General features: G+C 63.8%; 16 protein-coding genes. 9 read left to right on the top strand and 7 right to left on the bottom strand.

The genetic code is table 11. The features are described from left to right. Positions 1-765 precede the first annotated feature (765 nt). Together ACFSNN_RS02065 and ACFSNN_RS02060 are read right to left on the bottom strand one after the other, a co-directional pair. Positions 766-1,506 carry a CbtA family protein gene (locus ACFSNN_RS02065; RefSeq protein WP_134462357.1) on the bottom strand — a complete coding sequence of 247 codons (741 nt, stop codon included), beginning with the start codon at positions 1,504-1,506 and terminating at the stop codon, positions 766-768. Between the two features lie 11 nt (positions 1,507-1,517). After that, positions 1,518-1,739 carry a CbtB domain-containing protein gene (locus tag ACFSNN_RS02060; RefSeq protein ID WP_134462354.1) on the bottom strand — a complete coding sequence of 74 codons (222 nt, stop codon included), beginning with the start codon at positions 1,737-1,739 and terminating at the stop codon, positions 1,518-1,520. Between the two features lie 244 nt (positions 1,740-1,983). On the opposite strand from ACFSNN_RS02060, the gene ACFSNN_RS02055 reads away from it, so the two are divergent. Then, positions 1,984-2,580 (top strand): histidine phosphatase family protein, encoded by a 597-nt coding sequence (locus tag ACFSNN_RS02055; protein WP_134462351.1) that lies wholly within the window; start codon positions 1,984-1,986, stop codon positions 2,578-2,580. Between the two features lie 18 nt (positions 2,581-2,598). Here ACFSNN_RS02055 and ACFSNN_RS02050 read toward each other — a convergent pair whose 3' ends face one another. The 4 genes from ACFSNN_RS02050 to ACFSNN_RS02035 all read right to left on the bottom strand — a co-directional run bounded on the left by ACFSNN_RS02050 (position 2,599) and on the right by ACFSNN_RS02035 (position 6,616). Continuing rightward, positions 2,599-3,039, bottom strand: a complete 441-nt coding sequence (locus ACFSNN_RS02050; RefSeq protein WP_134462348.1) for a hypothetical protein — start codon at positions 3,037-3,039, stop codon at positions 2,599-2,601. A gap of 109 nt (positions 3,040-3,148) precedes the next feature. Beyond that, complete coding sequence (locus ACFSNN_RS02045; protein ID WP_134462345.1) at positions 3,149-4,165, bottom strand: alpha/beta hydrolase; 1,017 nt, start codon at positions 4,163-4,165, stop codon at positions 3,149-3,151. A 19-nt stretch (positions 4,166-4,184) separates the two neighbouring features. Further along, positions 4,185-5,543 carry an MFS transporter gene (locus tag ACFSNN_RS02040; RefSeq protein ID WP_134462342.1) on the bottom strand — a complete coding sequence of 453 codons (1,359 nt, stop codon included), beginning with the start codon at positions 5,541-5,543 and terminating at the stop codon, positions 4,185-4,187. Then, entirely contained in the window at positions 5,540-6,616 is a 1,077-nt protein-coding gene (locus ACFSNN_RS02035) for an alpha/beta hydrolase (protein WP_134462339.1), read from the bottom strand. The genes ACFSNN_RS02040 and ACFSNN_RS02035 overlap by 4 nt, the downstream gene beginning before the upstream one ends. A gap of 295 nt (positions 6,617-6,911) precedes the next feature. Between ACFSNN_RS02035 and ACFSNN_RS02030 the strand changes: the two genes are divergently transcribed. The 8 genes from ACFSNN_RS02030 (at position 6,912) to ACFSNN_RS01995 (ending at position 16,583) form a co-directional block, all read left to right on the top strand. Further along, positions 6,912-7,814, top strand: a complete 903-nt coding sequence (locus tag ACFSNN_RS02030; protein ID WP_134462337.1) for a LysR family transcriptional regulator — start codon at positions 6,912-6,914, stop codon at positions 7,812-7,814. A gap of 84 nt (positions 7,815-7,898) precedes the next feature. Further along, positions 7,899-9,416, top strand: coding sequence for an ATPase domain-containing protein (locus ACFSNN_RS02025; RefSeq protein WP_134462334.1), 1,518 nt, complete (start codon positions 7,899-7,901; stop codon positions 9,414-9,416). A gap of 3 nt (positions 9,417-9,419) precedes the next feature. Next, a complete protein-coding gene (locus ACFSNN_RS02020; protein ID WP_134462331.1) occupies positions 9,420-11,078 on the top strand; it encodes an ATP-binding protein in 1,659 nt (552 codons plus the stop codon). A gap of 119 nt (positions 11,079-11,197) precedes the next feature. Then, on the top strand, positions 11,198-11,674 hold the full coding sequence (locus ACFSNN_RS02015) for a MarR family winged helix-turn-helix transcriptional regulator (RefSeq protein WP_134462328.1): 477 nt from the start codon (positions 11,198-11,200) through the stop codon (positions 11,672-11,674). A gap of 6 nt (positions 11,675-11,680) precedes the next feature. Then, a complete protein-coding gene (locus ACFSNN_RS02010; protein WP_134462325.1) occupies positions 11,681-13,783 on the top strand; it encodes an FUSC family protein in 2,103 nt (700 codons plus the stop codon). Between the two features lie 48 nt (positions 13,784-13,831). After that, positions 13,832-14,041, top strand: a complete 210-nt coding sequence (locus ACFSNN_RS02005; protein WP_007176114.1) for a DUF1656 domain-containing protein — start codon at positions 13,832-13,834, stop codon at positions 14,039-14,041. Further along, positions 14,038-15,054: an efflux RND transporter periplasmic adaptor subunit gene (locus ACFSNN_RS02000; protein ID WP_134462322.1), complete on the top strand. Its 1,017-nt coding sequence runs from the start codon at positions 14,038-14,040 to the stop codon at positions 15,052-15,054. Before ACFSNN_RS02005 ends, ACFSNN_RS02000 begins: the two co-directional genes overlap by 4 nt. After that, positions 15,051-16,583 carry an efflux transporter outer membrane subunit gene (locus tag ACFSNN_RS01995; protein WP_134462319.1) on the top strand — a complete coding sequence of 511 codons (1,533 nt, stop codon included), beginning with the start codon at positions 15,051-15,053 and terminating at the stop codon, positions 16,581-16,583. Before ACFSNN_RS02000 ends, ACFSNN_RS01995 begins: the two co-directional genes overlap by 4 nt. 264 nt (positions 16,584-16,847) lie before the next feature. Here the strand turns inward: ACFSNN_RS01995 and ACFSNN_RS01990 are convergent, their stop codons facing one another. Continuing rightward, positions 16,848-17,309 (bottom strand): (2Fe-2S)-binding protein, encoded by a 462-nt coding sequence (locus ACFSNN_RS01990; protein WP_134462316.1) that lies wholly within the window; start codon positions 17,307-17,309, stop codon positions 16,848-16,850. Positions 17,310-17,331 lie beyond the last annotated feature (22 nt).

Here is a 17,331-nt window from a genome sequence, read left to right as displayed (position 1 = left end):
GCGGCACCGCTGAACGTGAGGGTGCGCGTCTGGGTGGTCCACCGGGTCATGCATGCCTCGCTTCAGGGGGTCGGGAAACAGGGGAAAGCGGTTTGGACAACGATTGCGTCCGTGCATCGCCGGTAACTTCTGGCGTACGCGGCTGGATAACCCACGACATTGGCTGTCCCTCGGAAAGTTATGGTTCTAAGTCTTACCGGGCCCCGGTATTACGGAATCCTACAAAATATCCAGAGATGCACTCCATGCTCGCAGTGTCGGCTTGCCTATGCATTATCAAATCGGCTCAAGCCGGTGTACAGCTAAAAACAGTCACAGATTCGTAAAACAAAAACCAGATAGGTATTACGCATAACCAGGTAACGGCTTGATTGATGCAGGACAAATCCCGACAGTCCACAAGATGTGAAGCCCCAAAAAATCCCGCACACGCAGGCAAAAGCAGCAACCGCCGGAGAAAGGCGGACACTGTTGAGAGCTGGACAGGTAACGGGCACGCGGCCGCTGCACGTATGGCGCGGACGGAGTGGCGGAAAGACAACTCCGGGGAAAAGGAACAAGAGACTTGAAAACAGAAAAGGGGCAGCCGGAGCCGCCCCTGAGTTCATGCAGTGAATGACATGCGCATATAGCCGCCGTCAGTGATAGAGCCGCAAAAATCACACCCTATGACTCACTGCCGGTCGCAGACCCATCTCGACCACGGCACGCAAACCGAGTAGAGCGAAACGCAACCACCAAAGCGGTCGCGCTCACGCCACGAAATCAAGCCGACTTAACCGCCGCCCGTCCGCCCACCCGCGTCAACACGCTCCGCTCGACCAGTGCCCCAAACAGCAGCCCGATCGTCGCCCACATGATCGCCTGCATACCGAGCGCCGCGACGCGGAATTTCCACAGCAGCACCGCCGGGAAAGCCTCCGGCACTTCGTTGATCGTGGGCATCGACAACTGCACCGCAGCGATGATCACGATGAACACCACCGCCCCCACAATCGAGCCGTTCCACGCGCCAAGCTTCATCGCCGCGCGGCGCCGCACCTTGAGCGAGAACACCATCGCAGCCAGCGATATCGCAATCATCAGGAAAAACAACCCGGTGCGGGTGCCGATGGTCTCAGGGTCGCCGACCGAAGGCGGGTTCGCCGGATACTTCAGATTCGGCACGACCGCGAGCGCAATGAACGCGCCAAGCGCGAGCCACGCGGACAACGCGCGCGGGCTCAACGCGCCCACTCGCCCATAGGCGTACGCGAATACCAGCGAGAACAGCCCGCCGAATGCCGCGCCGTAAGTCAGCACGCCGGTCAACAAGCCGATGCCCCGCTGTGTATCGCGGCTCACGATCTCAGGCTCGGGCGCTTCGCCTTTCGCGGCGTCGGCCTTTTCTTCGAACGAAATCGCCTGATTGACCTGCGGCTCGCCCACCACCCGCGCGAAGCCGAACGTGAGCAGTCCCGCGGCGATGCCTGTAAGCATGCCGCGTACCAACAATTTACCAACCATGGTCGACTCCGTTAGTGGCAGGGAAAGCCGAGCAGATGGCGGCCGTCGTGTACGAACTCATGCACGTACATGCCCGGCACCAGCGAGGTGGCGCCCTGTTCCGCACCCACGAAGTAAAGCGCGAGCAACAACAGCAAACCGCCGAACACGACCCAAGGCAGCAACTCGCGCAGCGGAATCGGCGTGGGTTGGGCAACAGGCTGATTGGTGGGATCGAAAACAGCTTCGGTCATGATGGACATCTCCTGGGGTAACGCGCCCCGATAGTCATTGCAGTGGATTGGTGCGAAGCTCAGGTCTGGCTTTCGGCTTGTGCTGCCGATTACAGTGGCGCGACCGCGCCGGGCTCTCACCGGCTTCCGCGCTTCGCAGTTTCGCTATTCTACGCGCTAAACTTCGGTGCCCGGCAACGCAAAATGCACGCTTCATCCCGCCGCCGTTCGGCTTTGGGGCGTGGCTTTACAGGACATGCACAGAATGGACACCCGGCTGTTACTGGTCAGCCACGCGTCGACCGCCGCCCAGCGCGCAGGCCGTTTTCCGGCCGACGATCCACTCGACGCCCGCGGCCTCGCCGAAGCCGAAGCCCACGCGGCACGCCTACGCCCGGCGATCGCGGGCGACGCGCCGGCTTTCGTCAGCCCGGCCGCCGGCGCGCGCGAAACGGCAGCGGCCCTAGGCCTCGCGGCATCGGTCGACGGCCGCCTGGCGGATCTGAACTACGGTAAATGGCAAGGCCGGCGGCTCGCCGATCTCGCTGCCGAAGCGCCGCAAGACATCGCCGCATGGACGCGCGATCCCGACGCCGCGCCTCACGGCGGCGAGTCGTTCAGTCAACTCGTGAAACGGATAGGAGAATGGCTCGAAGCGTCGTTAGACGGCGAAGCGGATCGTGCATCGCCCCGTCCTCGCGACGTGATCGCCGTCACCCATGCGCCGGTGTTGCGAGCAGCGATCGTGTATGCGCTCGGGGCATCGCCCGACATATTTCCGCGCATTGAAATCGCGCCGCTTTCGATGATCGAGTTGCGCCGCTCGCCGCGTGGCTGGACATGGAGGCCGGCGTCACACTAGCCGCTCTCGCCCGGCGGCTTACTTGCCCGACACAAGCAGACGCAGCTTGTTCGACCCGGTCGGCGTTAGCGTGATATCTGTCCGTTTGCCCTTCGCGCCCAGATAAAAGTGCTGACGTCCAGGCGAATTCTGATCGTGGGTCGCGTCGGGAAGACACGATGCAATGTCCGCCGCGACTGCTTGCAGTGCGTCGGCATTCGAACCGGCGTCGTGACGCGGCGTCCACGTGCATTGATACGCGCCGCGGCTCGCCGAACATTGCGCGTCGTCGCCGTAAGGTTGCGCGACGCCTTTGCCGTCTTCCGGCGTCAATGAGGCGAGCCCGCCAGGGGCGGCCGCGACGATCCGTTTCAGCGATGTGCAAGGGCTCGGCGCATCGTCGGCATACGCGCCGCCGGCCAGCAAGACGCCCACCGACGCGGCGGCAAACGCAGTGGCAAGCAATCGGGTTCTGTTCATATCGACGCGGTCCTCGAAGTCACTCACGGGTATTAGCGCGGTAGCACGCTTCATGCCCATGAACGCCGACTATCTCAAGACCGCGCTCAAGGCCGCGCCACAGTCACCGTCATCGCAGACCGGTACCGAACAAAGCCGCCAGCCCCTGCGCCGACCCAAAAATCCCCTTGGCATCGTGCCCGACGCCATCGATCACAAACGTCCGATGCCCGGCCAGTCCGTCGGGATGCCGCAACGCCATATAGCGCGCATATGCCAGCCCGCGTCCGAGCCGGTGTTCACCTTGCGTCAGCGCGGCGCACGAACGGTCGAGCGCCGGATGCTGCGGATCGCAATCCGCGCCGCCGAGCAGCACGGTTACGTCACGCTGCGCGTAACGCGCTTCGAGCGCTGCCGCTGAAGCCGCGTCGTCCGCGTAAGCCGGCAGATTCTCGAGCCCATACTTCCAGCGATTGAACGACGGACACCGCGTCCGATCGAACGCCGCGAACTCGCCGGATACAGCGGACGCAACCGGCCGCATCGCATCGAAGTACACATACGATGAAGGATTCGCCACCACATAGCGCAGCGCAATTCCGCGCGCCGCGAGTGGCGCCTCGTCGCGCGCCGCCACCGCATAGCGCTGCACGACCTGCGCGCCGCCCGAGTGCCCCGCGATCACCACTTCGGCAAGCGACGCGAACTGCTCGCGCGACGCCAGCGCGTGCAGAATCGCGTCGAGCACATCGAACGAACTGATCGGCGCGGGACCTTCGGCGTTCTCACCGCCCATCCAGCTCGTCCAGTCCCAATGCAAGGTGGACGGCGGCAGCTCATGCGCGTCGACATCCGCGGTCGCGAGAAACTGCGGCACGATCAGCAGCGTATCGGCCGCGCCGTGGCCGGCGAGCGCGCACGAACGCTGCGCAAGTTCGAAATACGTGTCGCCGTTGCGCAGGCGGCCATGAATCAGAATCACGGCGCGTTGGACTTCGCGCGTCGGCGCCAGCCAGTCGCCGTTCGAAAACACCGGTACGGTACCGCTTCCCGCTCGCGTCGCGACACTCAGATACCGGCTCGCGACAACCGCGACGGGGCGTTCATTCGGCGCGCGTTCGTCGTCTTTGATGAAAGGCTCGGTCATGCAATAGGCTCGTGGTTGATCAATGAGTGGCGGGCCTAGCCACCGCGCCGCCCGACATGCGCCCGGCGCGCGTGAAGTACACCATCGCGAGCGACACGAAGCCGGCAAAAATCAGGTAGAACGCGGGCGTGAGACTGCTGCCGGTCACGCGCGTCAGGCCGGTGATGGTGAGCGGCGCCATGCCGCCGAACAGCGTCACCGCGATGTTGTACGACAGCGCCACGCCCGCCGAACGGCTGCGCACCGGGAACAAAGTCGCGAGCATGCCGGGATGCGCGCCGGACATCGCGGCGAGGAACAGCGTCGCGATCATTTGCGCGATGAATAGATGCCACGGCGTCGGATTCGTCACGACGAAGTGATAAAGCGGATACACGCAGACCATCCACGTGATTACGATGGGATAGAACAGCCGGTATGCGCCATAACGATCGGCGAGCTTGCCCGACAGCGGAAACAGAAACAGATTCAGCACGCCGGACACAAACGCGCCGAGCAACGCGGTGGAGAGCGGCAGATGCAATTGCCGTTCGACATACACCGACAGATACGAGTGCCACACATAGTTAGTCGCCGCCCCGATGATGATCACGCCCATCGCGCAAATCGCCGCGTCGCCGTTATCGCGGAAGAACTGGCGGATCGTGACGCGCGGCGGTTTGTCCTTGTGTTCGAGCAGCCGCTCGAACTCCGGCGACTCGGCCACGCGATGCCGGATATAGAAACCGAACGGTCCCGCCAGCGCGCCGAACAGAAACGGCAAACGCCAGCCCCAGGCCACCAGTTGCTCATGCGTGAGCTGCGTGGTCAGCAGATAGCCGACCCCGGACGACAGCAGCAACGCAAACGCCTGCGCCGACATATTGAAGCTGCCGTAAAACATCTTCTTGTGCGGCGGCGCATACTCGACCAGCATCGCCGACGCCGTCGCGAACTGTCCGCCCACGGAGAGCCCTTGCAACAGGCGCGCGAGCACCACCAACAGCGGCGCCGCGATGCCGATGCGCGCATAGCCCGGTGTGAGTCCCATCAGCAAAGTGCTGGCCGCCATTGAAATGATCAGCAGCGAGAGCGCTTTGCGGCGCCCCGCGCGGTCCGCGTAGATGCCGAGCAGAATGCCGCCGATTGGCCGCACGATAAAACCGACCGCGAACGTGGCGAGCGTCAGCATGATCGACACGAAGCCGTTGCCGCCGGGAAAGAACACTTGCGCGATGATCTTCGCGAAGTAGCCGTAGATCAGAAAGTCGAACCACTCGAGGTCGTTGCCGAGGACGGAGGCGAAGATCGCGCGCCGCACCATCGACGGACTCAGGCCGCTCGATGCATCGGCTTCAGACGCGGCGCCGTCGCGCTGATTGAAGGTCGCTTCGCTCATTGCTCGCATCCCGGCGTGTCGAACATGGCTGACAACGCGCATACCGACATCAGCATGCGCGCACCGTTGTGCCCCACGCCCGGCACGATATGAAAGCTCTGCTCGAGACCTTGCGGATGCCGCGACTGGATATACCGGTAGTACGCCTCGGCGCGCGCGACGCGTTGCGGCCCTTGCGCTTCAGCGGCGCAGGTTCTGTCGAGCGCGCTCTGCTTCGGATCGTCATCCGCGCCGCCGACCAGATAGTCGATCCGCCGCGCCGCATAAGTCGCTTCGAGTTGCGCGGGCGTCCGGTCGTCGAGATACGGCGGCCGGTTGTCCATGCCGTATTTCCATTGATTGAAGTCGGGACATTGCGCGGCGTCGAACGGCGCGGCAATGCCTTGCGCGTTGGGCCGTTGCGCATCGAAATACGCGTACGTGGACGGACTTGCCACGACATAACGCACGTCGATGCCCTCTCTGGTCAGCGCGGCGATATTGCGTGCCGCGACGGCGTAACGCTGCACGACTTGCCCGCCGCCCGAATGCCCGGCGAACACCACGTACCGCAGATTGGGAAACCGCTTGCGATCGGCGAGACGCGCGACGATCGCGTCCAGCACCTCGTAGGAACTGATCGGCAACGGCGCGCGCGCCGCTTCGCCGCCCATCCAGGCGTCGCCGGTCCAGCGCAGCAGATCGGCGAGCTCGTCGTGCACGCGCGTGTCGAGCGTGGCGAGGAATTGCGGCGCGATCAACAGCGTGGCGTCGGGGTCCGCATGTGCGGCATCGCGGGCATTCTGCGCGGTGCGAAAGTACACGTCCGCATTGCGCAGCTTGCCGTGAATCACGATTACCGCGCGCGTCACCTGCGGCTGTGCGACGTTCCAATCCTTCGACAGATACAGCGGGAATTCCGCTTGCCCTTGCGGCGTGTCGAGCGTCAAGCGCGTATCGGAGATCGTCGCTACCGGCTTCAGATGCGGCTCGTACGCATGCACCGCGAGCGCGGATTGCGCGAACGTCATCGACACTGCCGCGCCTGTCGACGCACACAGCACCGCGAAACGTCGTGAAAGATTGAAAGTCATGCAGCTTGCTCCTGATCACCGTGCACTGTCTTGAACGCGGCGCGTCGTCAAATCCGCCGCTGAAAAACCAAATACTTAGAACCGGTGGCGATAGCAGCCACGACACATTGGTTTTTCACTGACGTCTCCGGTCCCATGCACCGCATTTGTTTTATTTCGCGTTCATGTCCAATGCGATGGACCAGATCGTAGGAGCGGCCGTGGCAAATGTAAAATACCTTTTTTGCGCGCAATTCATATTTAATACATATGGCACCGAACCGACTCGCGAACGCTGCTGAGGAGACGAACCACCATGGAGCTGCGGCACCTGCGTTACTTTCTGGCGGTCGCCGAAGAAGGCCAATTCACGCGCGCGGCTGAGCGGCTGGCCATGCAACAGCCGCCGCTTTCGCAGCAGATTCGAACGCTGGAAGAAGAGATCGGCTTTGAGCTGTTCGTGCGCATGCCGCGTGGTGTCACCTTGACGCCGGCCGGTCAGGCCTTCGCGGAAGACGCGCAACGCTTGCTGCAGAATCTGCAGCAGTCGGTCGAAAAGGCGAGCCGGATTGCGCGCGGCGAACTCGGCACGATTTCGATCGGACTGACCAGTTCCGCCGCGTTCCACCCATTCACGACCGAGGCGATCCGCGCGTTTCGCGCGGTCTGCCCCGAGGTCGCCGTCGAGCTTGCCGAACTCAACGCGGCGGAGATCATCGAGCGTCTGGCCGCGGGCCAGATTCAGGCGGCGTTTCTACGCAAGCCCGTCGACGCGCGCGCAGGCGTGGCGTTCGATCTGCTGCTCGACGAACCGATGGTCGTAGTGTTGCCGGTCGGCCATCCATTGCTCAAGGGCAAGGAGCGTCCGCAAGTGTCGTTGAAAGCGTTGGCGCACGAAGACTTCATTCTGGTCCGCCGTCCAGGCGCACCCGGCATGTATGCCGATATCCTCGCCGCGTGCCGGCAAGCGGGCTTCGTCCCGCGCATTGCCCGTGAAGTGCCGCGCATGGTGTCGGGCATCAACCTCGTGGGGGCGGGTTTGGGCGTGACGTTGGTGCCCGCCTCCATGCAGCGTTACGGCCAGGTGGGCACCGTCTACTGCACGCTCGCCAACCCCTCGAAGCTCAGCGCGCCGCTGCACCTCGCCTATCCCACGGCATTGCACAACAGCGCGGCCACGCGTTTCATTCAGCTGGTGCAGGAACGCGCCGGCGCATGACGCCATCCATGGGCACAGAAATTGCCTTCTCGCCGTACCGGCTGTGCATCCATCAGCCTCTCATCGACGCCAAAACGCTACGCCATGTCAAACAGACACGTTGCCGGTAAGCCGGCCCGCCTTTCCTCGGGGATCGATGGAATCGACGACATCCTCGGAGGCGGTCTCACCCCACACCGCATGTACCTGGTGGAAGGTTCGCCCGGTACGGGTAAAACTACCCTGGCCTTGCAATTCTTACTCAAGGGTGTCGAAGAAGGGCAGAGAGGCTTGTACATCACGCTGTCCGAAACCCGCTCCGAACTGATCTCGGTAGCCGAAAGCCATGGCTGGGATATCAGCGGCTTTCATATTCTCGAACTGGTTTCGGACGAAGGTCTCGACCCGCAGTACGAGCAGACCGTGCTGCATCCGGCCGAGGTCGAACTCGGCGAGACGGTGCGCAACGTCATCCAGCAGGTCGACGAACTCAAACCGGCGCGCATCGTGCTCGACAGCCTTTCCGAATTGCGTCTGCTGTCGCAGAACCCGCTGCGATACCGGCGGCAGATTCTCGCGCTCAAGCGCTATTTCGCCACCCGTGAATGCACGGTGCTGCTGCTCGACGACAATTCGTCCGATCCCGGCGACGTGCAATTGCACAGCATCGCGCACGGCGTGATCAGCCTCGACAATCTCGTGCACGACTACGGCGGCAACCGGCGGCGCACGCGCATCGCCAAGATGCGCGGCATCAAATTCCGCGAGGGTTACCACGACTTCACGCTCGACACCGGCGGCCTCCACGTCTATCCGCGGCTCATCGCGGCGGAACACCACACGACATTCGATGCCGAGGTGGTCAGCACCGGCACGCCAGGCCTCGACGCGCTGCTCGGCGGCGGTCTGATCCCCGGCACCAATGCGCTGTTGATCGGCCCTTCGGGCGTCGGCAAGACCACCACGGTGGTGTCGTGCCTGATCGCGGCGCTGGAACGCGGCGAGCGCTGCGTCTACTACGTGTTCGACGAAACCCTCGTTACGTTGACGATCCGCTGCGCGGCGCTCGGCATGCATCTGGCGCCACACGTCGAAAGCGGTCTGCTGACGCTGCGCCAGATCGATCCCGCGGAAATCTCGCCCGGTGAATTTGCCAGCGATGTACGCCGCTCGGTCGAAAAGAACGGTGCACGGTATGTCGCGATCGACAGCCTGAACGCCTATCTCCAGGCGATGCCCGGCGAGCGCTATCTGCTGCTGCAAATGCACGAACTGCTCGGCTACCTGAATCAGCAGGGCGTCATCACGATGCTCGTGCTGGGACAGCACGGCATTATCGGCGAGGTGCAAAGCGATATCGACATCAGCTATCTGAGCGACGTGGTCGTACTGTTTCGCTACTTCGAGCACCACGGCGAAGTGCTCACGGCCGTGACGGCCGTCAAGAGCCGCGCCAATTCCCACGAGCGTTCGATCCGCCAGTTCCGGCTCGCCAGTCACGGCGTGGAGGTCGGCGAGGCGCTGCGCGACTTCGAGGGCGTGCTATCGGGACTGCCGGCTTATCGCGGCAGCACCGCGCTGCTCGGCGCAACAAACCGCGTCATCGAATCGTCCGGGCAGTAAGTTATGGAGCAACGCGTCCTTATTCTTGCGCCGTTTGGCCGCGACGCCGATGTGATTGCCGAAGTGCTGCACAAAGATAAGCGCGTCTGCGTGGCATGCCGCGATGCCGACGCGCTCACCGCCGCGCTGGACGCCGGCGCGGGCAGCGCGTTGATCGCCGAAGAGGCGCTCGCGGGCAACCACGCGGCACGCTTGTTCGACTGGCTCGAACAGCAGCCGGCGTGGTCGGATTTCCCGTTCATTCTGCTCGCCGCCTCGCGCCTCGGACACCGCTCCGAACGCGGCCTCGAAGTGCTCGAACGGCTCGGCAACGTGGTCGTGCTCGAACGGCCGCTGAATTCGGAGACGCTGCGGCGCGCGGTGGCGTCGTCGTTGCGCGCACGCGCGCGGCAATACGAATCGCGCCGCCATCTGGCCGAGCGGATCGAAGCGCAAGAGGCGCTGGTGCAGTTGAACGACTCGCTGGAAAGCCGTATCGCCGAACGCACTCAGGAACTTGCCTCCGCCAACGACCGCCTGATGATGGAAATTCACGAGCGCGCCAAGGTCCAGGCGGTGCTGGTGCAATCGCAGAAGATGGAAGCACTCGGGCAACTCACCGGCGGCATCGCGCACGACTTCAATAATCTGCTGAACGTCATCATGGTCAACGCAGAGCTGATCGCGCGAGTGAGCAGCGATGAGCGCCTTCGCAGCATGGCCGCCACCGTCAAGCGCGCGACCGAACGCGGCGCGAAACTGACGGGCCAGTTGCTGACTTTCTCGCGCAACAGCAACCTCGATCTGAAAGCGGTAGACGTAGTGGCGTTGCTGCAAGGCATGCGCGACATCATCACCGTGTCGCTCGGATCGAGCATCCGTTATACCAATGAGTTTGACGGCGAGGAGATGTGGACCCAGGCCGACGCCAATCAACTCGAACTGGCCGTTCTCAATCTCGCCATCAACGCGCGCGATGCGATGCCGGGCGGCGGCCAGCTCGGCATTCGCGTGAAGCAGCGCGAGGCGCCCGATCAGACTCTCGATGAAGGCCGCTACGTGGTGGTCGAAGTCGCCGATACCGGCTCGGGTGTGCCGCCCGATGTGGTGTCGCGCGTGTTCGATCCGTTCTTCACCACCAAGCCGATCGGCAAGGGCACGGGACTCGGTTTGAGCCAGGTCTACGGCATTGCGAGGCAGGCCGGCGGCACCGCGCGCCTGTTCAGCGAGGAAGGCGTGGGCACCACCGTCGAGCTCTGGCTGCCGTTGCGCGAACGCGTGGCGCCGCAGGCCGAAGCGGCGTCGGATGCGGAAGCGAACGTGGTCGGCGAAAAGCGGGTGCTGGTGGTCGAAGACGACGGCGAGGTGCGCGCCATGCTGGTCGAGTCGCTAAGAATGCTCGGCTACACCGTGACCGAAGCCGCCGACGGACGCGCAGGCCTGAACCGCTTGCAGAATGACAACCCCGACCTGCTGATGGTGGACTTCGCGATGCCCGGCATGAACGGAATCGATGTGATCGCCGAGGCACGCAAGATGCGCGAGGATTTGCCGGTGATCCTCGCAACCGGTTACGCGGACGTGGACATCTCCGGGCTCGCTGTGAAGCGCTGCACGATTTTACGCAAGCCGTTCCAGCTGGACGATTTGGCGCGCACGGTCAGGCTCGGGCTCGCGGCCTGAGTCACGCGGACATGACGAACCCGCGCGCATGTCAATGCGCGCGGGCTCCGCCGTATAGTCATAAAAAATTCCGAAATCAATAGTTTGCTAACGAATTTTTTGCAAATACAATACCGGCCATGTCGAATCTCGATACCTTGCGCCGGACAGTCAGCAGCACGCTGGTCGTCGCCGCCCGGAAATGGCGGCGCACAAGCCATGGCGTACTGGCAACCTTCAATGTCTCCGAGGCGTGCGCCACGCCACTCCTGACCGCCAGCCGGCTCGGCGCGGCCGTGCGCCAGGTCACGCTCGCCGATCACATCGGTATTGAAGGGCCTTCGCTCGTGCGGCTGCTCGATCAACTGTGCGCCGCGGGCCTGATGCGTCGCGACGAAGACCCCGAAGACCGGCGCGCGAAAACCGTGGTGCTCACCGAAGAGGGCCGAGCCGTCACCGCGAAAATGGAAGAAGAACTGGTCACGCTGCGAGCGCAGGCGTTAAAAGGCGTCTCGCGCAGCGATCTCGAAGCGACCTTGCGCGTGCTGGCCGCGTTCACGGCCGACGCCGCCGAACGCATCGAGCAGAACGGCAATCGCAGCGGCGAGCCGGCGTAACGGTCGATGGTCTACCCTTCCCTTCGCGACTGGCTGTTTTCGGTCAAGACATTTGCCGCAGCGATGATTGCGCTCTACATCGGCCTCGCGCTCGAACTGCCGCGGCCTTATTGGGCGATGGCCACCGTCTACATCGTGTCGAATCCGTTTGTCGGCGCGACGCGTTCCAAGGCGCTTTATCGTGCGCTCGGCACCATGCTCGGCGCTTCGGCAGCGGTGCTGCTGGTGCCGCCCTTCGTCGAATCGCCCTATCTGTTCAGCGTGATCGTGGCGCTCTGGACCGGCACGATGCTGTATCTGGCCGTCTCCGATCGCACCGCGCGCAGCTACGTGTTCCTGCTGGCCGGTTATACGATGCCGATCATCGCACTGCCCTCGGTGACCAATCCGGGCGGCGTGTTCGATCTCGCGGTCAGCCGTACCGAGGAAATCACGCTCGGCATTGTCTGCGCGAGCATAGTCGGCAGTGTGCTGTTTCCGAGCCGCCTTGCACCCACCATCATCAAGCAGACCGACGCATGGTTTCGCGACGCCGCGTTCTACGCAACCGAAACGCTTTCCGGACGGCTGGCCGGCTCGGCCATTTCGGGCGCGCGGCAACGCATCGCGGCCACCATCAATGGCCTTGAATTGCTGCTCAGCCAACTCGCCTACGATCACACGCGGCCCGACGTACTGGCGCGCGCGCATGAACTGCGCGGGCGCATGCAGTTGCTGCTGCCCATCATGTCGTCGCTCGCCGATCCGCTGATCGCGCTTTACAACAGCGGCCGGCAGACGTGGCCCGAAGGGCTGGAAAGCCTGCTCGCCGATGTCATCAAATGGTTCAACGAGCCGATGCCCACGGTGAGCGAGGGCTATCACCCGGACCCGACGGCCGACGCATTGCGCGAGCGCATCGCGGCGATGCAACCGCCGCCGTCCGCGCTCGCGGGCTGGGACGGCGCGCTGCTTTCGAACGCGTTGTGGCGTATGAAGCAGGTGATCGATGTCTGGCAGGACTGCCGCTCGCTGCGCATCATCATCACGCGGGAAGAAGGCTCGTGGCGTCCGCGCTTTCGCCATTGGCGGCTGGGCGGCACGGAGCGCTTCTACGATCGCGGCATCATGCTGTTCTCCACGAGTTCGGCCGCGGCGGCCGTGATTCTCGCGTGCAGTTTGTGGATCGGCTCGGGCTGGAACGACGGAGCGAGCGCCGTCACGCTCGCGGCCGTGGCATGCTGCTTCTTCGCGGCGCTCGACGAGCCCGCGCCGTTCATCTTCCGCTTCTTCGTGGCTACCGCCATCAGCGTGGTGGCGGCGGGCGTCTATCTGTTCGTCGTGCTGCCGCATGTGCATGACTTTCCCATGCTGGTGATCATGTTCGCCGCGCCGTTCATCTTCGTCGGCACGCTGATTCCACGCCCGCAGTTCAACTTGGCCACGGTGCTGGTTGCCGTGAACACGGCCACCTTCATCAGCATTCAGGACGCCTACGACGCCAACTTCCTGGTGTTCCTGAACAGCAATATCGCGGGCCTCGCCGGCTTGCTGTACGCGTATCTGTGGACGCGCGCGACGCGGCCGTTCGGCGCCGAACTCGCGGCGGCCCGTCTGTTGCGTTCGAGCTGGGCCGACGTGGCGCTCACGGCGTCGACGCGGCCGATCGAAGATCCGCGCAATCTCGCCGCGCGCATGCTCGACCGCCTGATGCAGCTGATTCCGCGCCTCGCCGCGACCGACGACCATCGTCATCCGTCGATCGAAAGCTTTCGCGATCTGCGCATCGCCTTCAACGCACTCGATCTGCGCCGCCTGACCCACAAGCTGGGCGGCGACGCGCCGGCCGCGATCGATCACGTGCTCGACGACGTGCGTCAGTACTATGAAAGCTGCGTGAATCGCCGCAAGCGCGAACCGGTGCCGGAGAGCTTGATGTCGTCGATCGACAACGCCGTGGCGCGCGTGACGGCACAAGGGCTCGCCAACGCAGGGGCGCCGAGCGCGACCTCGCAAACGTCGGCACGCCGGTTGCGCGAGGCTCTGCACGCGCTGGTCGGCTTGCGTCTTTCGCTGTTTCCGGCCACGCTCACGCAACCGGCGCCGCCCGAACCGGAGGCCGCTGCCTGATGCGCACATGCCGTCGCCCATTTCCTTTCCTCTTGCCCACCTCCCGCGATGATCGGTGAAATCGATATCTTCGGCGTGTTCGTGCCGGCCGTGCTCGTGCTGATGTTGATCGCGTATCTGATCAACCTGGCCATCCGCACGGTGCTCGCGCGCGTCGGCTTTTACCGCTTCGTCTGGCATCGCTCCATCTTCGATCTCGGCATCTATGTGCTGGTGCTGGGCCTTGTCGTTGTTGTTTCGCACAGACTAATAACGTGAAAAAAACCTGGTTCTCCGTCGGTCAAGTTCTGCTGACCCTGATCGTCGTCGTCGCCGCGGCCCTCGTGCTGTGGAAGCTGATTGGCTACTACATGTTCGCGCCGTGGACTCGCGACGGACACGTGCGCGCCGACGTGATCCAGGTCGCACCGGACATCTCGGGGCTGATTTCGTCGGTGGACGTGGTGGACAACCAGCAGGTCAAGCAAGGCCAGGTGCTGTTCGTCATCGATCAGGCCCGCTACACACTCGCGCTGCGCCAGGCGCAGGCCACCGCGCAGCAACGTCGCGCCACGCTCGACCAGGCGCGCCGCGAAGACGCGCGCAATCGCAAGCTCGGCAACCTGGTCGCGGCGGAAGTGTCGGAAGAAAGCCGCTCGCGCGTCGAGGCCGGCGAAGCCGCGCTCGCCGATGCGAACGTGGCGATCGACACCGCGAAGCTGAATCTGCAACGCGCCACGATCATGAGTCCGGTGGATGGTTATCTGAACGACCGCGCGCCGCGCGTCGGCGAATATGTCGCGGCGGGGCGCGCGGTGGTTTCGGTGGTCGACATGCATTCGTTCCGCGTCGACGGATATTTCGAGGAAACCAAGCTGGGTGGCATCGACATCGGCCAGCCGGTCGATATCACGGTGATGGGCGAACCGGCGGTGTTACGCGGACACGTGCAGAGTATCGTCGCCGCGATCGAGGATCGGGACCGCACGCAAGGTTCGAACCTTCTGCCGAATGTGAATCCGGCCTTCAGTTGGGTGCGGCTCGCGCAACGGATTCCAGTGCGTGTGGCGCTGGATGAAGTGCCCGCGGATTTCCGCATGATCGCGGGGCGCACGGCGACTGTGTCGGTGCGTGATTTGTCGCCTGGCGGCAAGAAGCATCCGGATGCGGGGGCGTCGGGTGCGGTGGCGGCTTCCTCATCGGCGGGTGCTGCGTCTGCTGTTTCGGCTGGCTCGGCTGCTTCGGCTGCACAGCCGGCGGCGGCGGTCTCTTCATCAGGCGCCTCTCAATGAAGCTGTCGCGCGCCCTGCCCTTATTGCCGTTGCTGCCTCTGCTGCCGTTGGCGGTTGCGCTCAACGGCTGCATGAACGTCGGTCCCAACTACTCGCTGCCGCAACAGGCGCTCGTCAACGCTCCGCTTGCCAATGCGCCGATCGAAGGCGCCGACAAGTCCCTCACGACGCGCCAGAGCGTGCCGCCCGTATGGTGGAAGCTGTACGACGATCCGGTGCTGAACGGACTCGTCGACCAGGCACTGCAATCGAATACCGACTTGCGCGTCGCGGCGGCTAATCTTGCGCGCTCGCGTGAAGCGTTGGGTGTAGCGCAGGCACAAGGCGGTTTTTCCGGCAAGAGTTCGGCGGTGATCGAACGCGCGCAGGAATCCGCCGAGCAATACCTGCTCACCGAAAAGCTGCCGGTCGTCAACGAAGGCGACATCGGCATCAGCATCTCGTATGAAATCGATCTGTTCGGCAAGTTGCGGCGCGGCGTGGAAGCGGCGCAAGCGGACACGGAGTCGGTACAGGCCGCGGCCGATCTCGCGCGGATCACCGTGGTGGCGGACGTGGTGCGCTCCTACGTCGAGCAATGTTCGGCCGCCGAGGAACTCAGGATCGCGCAACAGTCGCTGGCGCTGCAGAAACAGCGCGTGGACGTTTCGCGCCGCCTGCGCGACGCGGGCCGCGGCAACCAGCCCGACGTGACGCGTGGGCAGACCCAGGTCGATACGTTGTCAGCGGATATCCCGCGTTATACGGCGCGTCGCAAGATCGCGCAGTACCGGCTCGCGGCGCTGCTCGCGCGCGCGCCTTCGGATCTGCCGCCGGCCGTGCTGGCTTGCGACAGGCTGCCGCAACTCCGCCAGCCGATTCCGATCGGCGACGGCGCCGCGCTGCTCAAGCGCCGGCCGGATGTGCGCGAGGCCGAGCGTCAATTGGCAGCATCCACGGCGCGGATCGGCGTCGCTACCGGGGCGCTGTATCCGACGGTGAGCATCGGTGCGTCGGCGGGTTTGACCGGCGTTCTGGAAGATCTCGGCACATCGCCCACGGCGCGCTGGGGCTTCGGTCCGCTGATCAGTTGGCAGTTCCCCACGAACGGCGCGCGTGGCCGTGTGCGTGAAGCGCAGGCGTCGAGCCAGGTGGCGTTGGCGAAGTTCGATGGCGTGGTGCTGACCGCGCTGCGCGAAACCGAAACCAATCTCGCGACCTACGCGTCCGATTACGCCCGCGCCGATGCGCTGCGTGCCGCGGTCAAGTCGGCGAGCGAGTCGGCGGATGAAACGCACCGGCTGTATCGAGCGGGACGTGAGTCGTTTATTTCGGATCTGGATGCGACGCGCACGTTGACGTCCACGAAGTCTCAGGCAGCGGCTGCGGATGGTCAGGTGGCTATCGATCAGGTCAACCTTTTCCTCGCGCTCGGTGGCGGTTGGGAAGTCGATCCACAGAACACTTTTGTTGGTTCCAAGCCTGCGATGGCGGTGCCGGTCAAGGCAACGCCAACGGCTGCAACGAAAGCGAAAGCGAAAGCGCCTTGAAGCACGCTGCCTCTTGCAGCGACGCACACGAAGCTTACGAATTATTTTTGTCTTTCTTTCTTTTGCCTTTCATTTCAGGTTAAATACATGTCACCAACCACTCACTACGGGGACATGTATGTCGCAATTCATGAAGAGCGCAGCCACGCTAGGCGGCTGCATTGGCATTTTTACGGCGGTCGTCGCCGTGGTGGAATTGCTGGCAGGTTGAGCGTGCGCGGCGGACTTTTTCGTTAGCGGCTAACGCGAAACACGTCGGCGGCGTTACGCGGGGCGGCGCATTGCCGCCGCCTGGTGGATCGCCGCCCGTACCCTTGGATAGGTGCCGCAACGGCACACGATGTGCGACATTGCCGCGTCGATATCGGCATCCGTCGGCTTGGGCTTGTGCTTGAGCAGCGCGCAGGCAGCCATCAATTGAGCGCTCTGGCAATAGCCGCACTGCACCACGTCGAGATCGATCCACGCCGTCTTCAATGCTTGTGCTTCAGGACCCTGCAAACCCTCGATGGTCGTGATCTTCTGCGTGTGCAGGCTCGACATGAGCGTCTGACAGGCGAAGCCCGGTTCGCCGTCCACATGAATAGTGCACGCGCCGCAAATGCCAACGCCGCAACCGAACTTGGTGCCGGTCATGCCGAGTTCGCAACGCAGCACCCACAGAAGCGGCATGTCCGGCTCGCTCTGCACCGCCACTGCCCGGCCGTTGATGTTCAGCGATCCCATAGCTGCCTCCTGTGTTTTTGAA

This window comes from Paraburkholderia dipogonis (assembly GCF_042680985.1).
Lineage (GTDB): Bacteria > Pseudomonadota > Gammaproteobacteria > Burkholderiales > Burkholderiaceae > Paraburkholderia > Paraburkholderia phytofirmans.
The sequence above is the reverse complement of the archived record's forward strand: the minus strand, read 5'-3'. Positions and strand labels throughout refer to the sequence as shown.

What these genes read in the sequence shown, in the direction of transcription:
- ACFSNN_RS02065 (WP_134462357.1), bottom strand. Translation starts at nt 1,506, where the DNA reads ATGGTTGGTAAATTGTTGGTACGCGGCATGCTTACAGGCATCGCCGCG.
- ACFSNN_RS02060 (WP_134462354.1), bottom strand. Translation starts at nt 1,739, where the DNA reads ATGACCGAAGCTGTTTTCGATCCCACCAATCAGCCTGTTGCCCAACCC.
- ACFSNN_RS02055 (WP_134462351.1), top strand. Translation starts at nt 1,984, where the DNA reads ATGGACACCCGGCTGTTACTGGTCAGCCACGCGTCGACCGCCGCCCAG.
- ACFSNN_RS02050 (WP_134462348.1), bottom strand. Translation starts at nt 3,039, where the DNA reads ATGAACAGAACCCGATTGCTTGCCACTGCGTTTGCCGCCGCGTCGGTG.
- ACFSNN_RS02045 (WP_134462345.1), bottom strand. Translation starts at nt 4,165, where the DNA reads ATGACCGAGCCTTTCATCAAAGACGACGAACGCGCGCCGAATGAACGC.
- ACFSNN_RS02040 (WP_134462342.1), bottom strand. Translation starts at nt 5,543, where the DNA reads ATGAGCGAAGCGACCTTCAATCAGCGCGACGGCGCCGCGTCTGAAGCC.
- ACFSNN_RS02035 (WP_134462339.1), bottom strand. Translation starts at nt 6,616, where the DNA reads ATGACTTTCAATCTTTCACGACGTTTCGCGGTGCTGTGTGCGTCGACA.
- ACFSNN_RS02030 (WP_134462337.1), top strand. Translation starts at nt 6,912, where the DNA reads ATGGAGCTGCGGCACCTGCGTTACTTTCTGGCGGTCGCCGAAGAAGGC.
- ACFSNN_RS02025 (WP_134462334.1), top strand. Translation starts at nt 7,899, where the DNA reads ATGTCAAACAGACACGTTGCCGGTAAGCCGGCCCGCCTTTCCTCGGGG.
- ACFSNN_RS02020 (WP_134462331.1), top strand. Translation starts at nt 9,420, where the DNA reads ATGGAGCAACGCGTCCTTATTCTTGCGCCGTTTGGCCGCGACGCCGAT.
- ACFSNN_RS02015 (WP_134462328.1), top strand. Translation starts at nt 11,198, where the DNA reads ATGTCGAATCTCGATACCTTGCGCCGGACAGTCAGCAGCACGCTGGTC.
- ACFSNN_RS02010 (WP_134462325.1), top strand. Translation starts at nt 11,681, where the DNA reads ATGGTCTACCCTTCCCTTCGCGACTGGCTGTTTTCGGTCAAGACATTT.
- ACFSNN_RS02005 (WP_007176114.1), top strand. Translation starts at nt 13,832, where the DNA reads ATGATCGGTGAAATCGATATCTTCGGCGTGTTCGTGCCGGCCGTGCTC.
- ACFSNN_RS01995 (WP_134462319.1), top strand. Translation starts at nt 15,051, where the DNA reads ATGAAGCTGTCGCGCGCCCTGCCCTTATTGCCGTTGCTGCCTCTGCTG.
- ACFSNN_RS01990 (WP_134462316.1), bottom strand. Translation starts at nt 17,309, where the DNA reads ATGGGATCGCTGAACATCAACGGCCGGGCAGTGGCGGTGCAGAGCGAG.